A 3,984-nucleotide genomic window follows, 5' to 3' on the forward strand; every position below is an offset into this window, starting at 1 on the left:
AGCTGGAGCTGCTCAAGCCCAAGGTCGCCATCCTCGACGAGACCGACTCCGGCCTCGACGTCGACGCCCTGCGCGTCGTCTCCGAGGGCGTCAACCGCGTCCGTGAGGGCGGCGAGGTCGGCACCCTGCTGATCACGCACTACACCCGCATCCTGCGGTACATCAAGCCCGACCACGTCCACGTCTTCGCGGGCGGCCGCATCGCCGAGTCCGGCGGCGCGGAGCTGGCCGACAAGCTGGAGGCGGAGGGCTACGAGTCCTACGTGAAGGGTGGCGCATCCGCGTGACTGTGGCCCATCAGGGGCTCTCCGGCCTCCTCGACACCGAGGCGATCCGCAAGGACTTCCCGATCCTCCACCGGGAGATCCACGACGGCAGGAAACTCGTCTACCTGGACAACGCGGCGACCTCCCAGACGCCCCGCCAGGTGCTCGACGTGCTCAGCGAGTACTACGAGCAGCACAACGCCAACGTCCACCGCGGCGTGCACGTGCTCGCCGAGGAGGCAACGGCGCTGTACGAGGGTTCCCGCGACAAGGTCGCCGCCTTCATCAACGCCCCGAGCCGCGACGAGGTGATCTTCACCAAGAACGCCTCCGAGTCGCTCAACCTCGTCGCGAACATGCTGGGCTGGGCCGACGAGCCCTACCGCGTCGACGCCGACACCGAGATCGTCATCACGGAGATGGAGCACCACTCCAACATCGTGCCGTGGCAGCTGCTCTCGCAGCGCACCGGCGCGAAGCTGAAGTGGTTCGGGCTGACCGACGACGGCCGCCTCGACCTCTCCGACATCGACGAGATCATCACCGAGAAGACGAAGATCGTCTCCTTCACCCTCGTCTCCAACCTGATGGGCACGGTCAACCCGGTCGAGAAGATCGTCCGGCGCGCCCAGCAGGTCGGCGCCCTGGTCCTCATCGACGCCTCGCAGGCCGCCCCGCACATGCCCCTGGACGTCCAGGCGCTCCAGGCCGACTTCGTGGCCTTCACCGGCCACAAGATGTGCGGGCCGACCGGCATCGGCGTCCTGTGGGGCCGCCAGGAGCTGCTGGAGGACCTGCCGCCCTTCCTCGGCGGCGGCGAGATGATCGAGACCGTCTCGATGCACTCCTCGACGTACGCTCCCGCGCCGCACAAGTTCGAGGCCGGCACGCCGCCCATCTCCCAGGCCATCGGCCTGGGCGCGGCGGTGGACTACCTCAGCTCCATCGGCATGGAGAAGATCGCCGCCCACGAGCACGCGATCACCGAGTACGCCGTCGAGCGCCTGCTCCAGGTCCCCGACCTGCGCATCATCGGCCCGGCCTCGGCCGAGGACCGGGGTGCGGCGATCTCCTTCACGCTGGGCGACATCCATCCGCACGACGTCGGGCAGGTCCTCGACGAACAGGGCATCGCGGTCCGCGTGGGACACCACTGCGCGCGCCCCGTCTGCCTGCGGTACGGAATTCCCGCGACCACGCGGGCGTCGTTCTATCTGTACTCCACGCCCGCCGAGGTCGACGCCCTGGTGAACGGTCTGGAGCACGTACGGAACTTCTTCGGCTGAGGGACGTGTCGTGAAGCTGGATTCGATGTACCAGGACGTGATCCTGGACCACTACAAGAACCCGCACGGGCGGGGGCTGCGCGACGGCGACGCCGAGGTGCACCACGTCAACCCCACGTGCGGGGACGAGATCACCCTGCGGGTCAAGTACGACGGCGAGCGCATCGCCGACGTCAGCTACGAGGGGCAGGGCTGTTCCATCAGCCAGGCCAGCGCCTCGGTGCTGAACGACCTGCTGGTCGGCAAGGAACTGGCCGAGGCGCGGAAGATCCAGGGCACCTTCCTGGAGCTGATGCAGTCCAAGGGCCAGATCGAGCCGGACGACGCCATGGAGGAGGTGCTGGAGGACGCGGTCGCGTTCGCCGGCGTCTCCAAGTACCCGGCACGCGTCAAGTGCGCGCTGCTGAGCTGGATGGCGTGGAAGGACGCGACCGCCCAGGCCCTGGGCGAGGACGCGAGCGACACGACTGCGAGGAGGACGGCATGAGCGAGAACGCGGAGGCCACTCTGAAGCCCGCCTCCGAGGAGGAGGTCCGCGAGGCGCTGCTGGACGTCGTCGACCCCGAGCTGGGGATCGACGTCGTCAACCTGGGCCTGATCTACGGGGTCCACGTCGACGACGCGAACATCGCGACCATCGACATGACCCTGACCTCGGCGGCCTGCCCGCTGACCGACGTCATCGAGGACCAGGCCAAGTCGGCCACCGACGGCATCGTCAGTGAGCTGCGGATCAACTGGGTCTGGATGCCGCCGTGGGGTCCCGACAAGATCACCGACGACGGGCGCGAGCAGCTGCGGGCACTGGGCTTCAACGTCTGAGTTCCGGGCGCGCCACGGCGCGTCCGCGGGAGGCGGGGTCCACCGGTCACGGCCGGTGGACCCCGCCTTTTCGTCCGGGTCCCTGGCTCGGTTGGCCCGGGCGGGGTGGGGCCGGTTAGGTTGCCCTCATGACCGACTCGACTGCTACTCGCACCACCGGCGCCGTCGCCGCCGGCCTGGCCACGCTCTCCGCCGACGGCGTGGTGCTCGACACCTGGTTCCCGGCGCCCGAACTGACCGAGACCCCCGGGCCGGCCGGCACCGAACGGCTCACCGCGACGCAGGCCGCCGAATTCCTCGGCGAGGCCGCGGCCCAGGCGCTGGGCGAGGACCCGCGCCGCGGGGTGGAGATCGTCGCGGTGCGCACGGTCATCGCCTCGCTCGACGACAAGCCGCTCGACGCCCATGACGTCTACCTGCGGCTCCACCTGCTCAGCCACCGCCTGGTCCGCCCGCACGGCCAGAACCTGGACGGCATCTTCGCCCACCTCGCCAACGTCGCGTGGACCTCGCTCGGCCCGGTCCCGGTCGACTACCTGGAGCAGGCCCGCCTCAACGCCCGCGCCGCCGGCCTGCACCTCCAGGTCACCTCGGTGGACAAGTTCCCCCGGATGACCGACTACGTGGCCCCCAAGGGCGTCCGCATCGCCGACGCCGACCGCGTCCGCCTCGGCGCCCACCTCGCCGAGGGCACCACCGTGATGCACGAGGGCTTCGTCAACTTCAACGCCGGCACCCTCGGCACCTCCATGGTCGAGGGCCGCATCTCGGCCGGCGTCGTCGTCGGCGACGGCTCCGACATCGGCGGCGGCGCCTCCACCATGGGCACCCTCTCCGGCGGCGGCAACGTCCGCATCTCCCTCGGCGAACGCTGCCTGATCGGCGCCGAGGCGGGCGTGGGCATCGCCCTCGGCGACGAGTGCGTGGTCGAGGCCGGCCTCTACCTCACCGCCGGCACCCTGGTCACCCTCCCCGACGGCGAGGTCGTCAAGGCCCGCGAACTGAACGGCGCCTCGAACATCCTCTTCCGCCGCAACTCCCTGACGGGGAAGGTCGAGGGCCGGCCGAACAATGCGGTGTGGGGCGGGCTCAACGAGGTGCTGCACAGCCACAACTGACCCGGCCCCGCCCGGCGACGTACGCGGATGGGCCCGCCCCGGGAAACACCGGAGCGGGCCCTTCGCCGTGCCCGGGGTCAGGGCCTGAACCGCAGCACCTGCGGGTCGTGGTCGCTGTTCTGGTCGGCGAACTCGGCGTTGATGTGGACGCTGTCGTAGTGGAAGTGGCGGATGGCGGGGGTGACCAGGATCTGGTCGAGGATCTGGCTGTTGCCCTGGAAGACGTAGGAGTAGCGCTCGGCGGGCGGGAGGGAGAGGGCGGCGGGCTTGAGGGCCTTGCCGGCGGTGAGGGTTTGGGTGGTGGCGGAGAACTCGAAGTCGTTGATGTCGCCGAGGACGAGGACCTTGGCCTTGCGGTCGGCCGACAGGAGCTTCTTGACGAAGGTGTTGACCGAGGCGGCCTGGGCGTGGCGCTGGGTCTCCGAGGAGCGGGTGGGGGGCTGGCGGTGGCCGGCCAGGGGCTCGTCGCCGCCCTTGGAGGCGAAGTGGTTG

At 70.0% G+C, this 3,984-nt stretch carries 5 protein-coding genes and 1 pseudogene; 5 read left to right on the forward strand and 1 reads right to left on the reverse strand.

Annotation, left to right across the window (positions count from 1 at the left end; genetic code table 11):
* The 5 genes and pseudogenes from sufC to dapD all read left to right on the forward strand — a co-directional run.
* Window positions 1-287, forward strand: a pseudogene (gene sufC, locus ACI379_RS01945) (Fe-S cluster assembly ATPase SufC); the annotation flags it as partial.
* Window positions 284-1,552 (forward strand): cysteine desulfurase, encoded by a 1,269-nt coding sequence (locus tag ACI379_RS01950; protein ID WP_008406098.1) that lies wholly within the window; start codon window positions 284-286, stop codon window positions 1,550-1,552. The pseudogene sufC and the gene ACI379_RS01950, both read left to right, overlap by 4 nt.
* A gap of 10 nt (window positions 1,553-1,562) precedes the next feature.
* Complete coding sequence (sufU, locus tag ACI379_RS01955) at window positions 1,563-2,039, forward strand: Fe-S cluster assembly sulfur transfer protein SufU (RefSeq protein ID WP_037664954.1); 477 nt, start codon at window positions 1,563-1,565, stop codon at window positions 2,037-2,039.
* On the forward strand, window positions 2,036-2,374 hold the full coding sequence (locus ACI379_RS01960; RefSeq protein WP_003947436.1) for a metal-sulfur cluster assembly factor: 339 nt from the start codon (window positions 2,036-2,038) through the stop codon (window positions 2,372-2,374). The genes sufU and ACI379_RS01960 overlap by 4 nt, the downstream gene beginning before the upstream one ends.
* 128 nt (window positions 2,375-2,502) lie before the next feature.
* Window positions 2,503-3,492 (forward strand): 2,3,4,5-tetrahydropyridine-2,6-dicarboxylate N-succinyltransferase, encoded by a 990-nt coding sequence (gene dapD / locus ACI379_RS01965; protein ID WP_030695110.1) that lies wholly within the window; start codon window positions 2,503-2,505, stop codon window positions 3,490-3,492.
* Between the two features lie 77 nt (window positions 3,493-3,569).
* Here dapD and ACI379_RS01970 read toward each other — a convergent pair.
* On the reverse strand, window positions 3,570-3,984 hold a 415-nt coding region (locus ACI379_RS01970), incomplete at its 5' end, for an endonuclease/exonuclease/phosphatase family protein (RefSeq protein ID WP_439790377.1).

This window comes from Nocardioides sp. (genome assembly GCF_051876515.1).
Lineage (GTDB): Bacteria > Actinomycetota > Actinomycetes > Propionibacteriales > Nocardioidaceae > Nocardioides.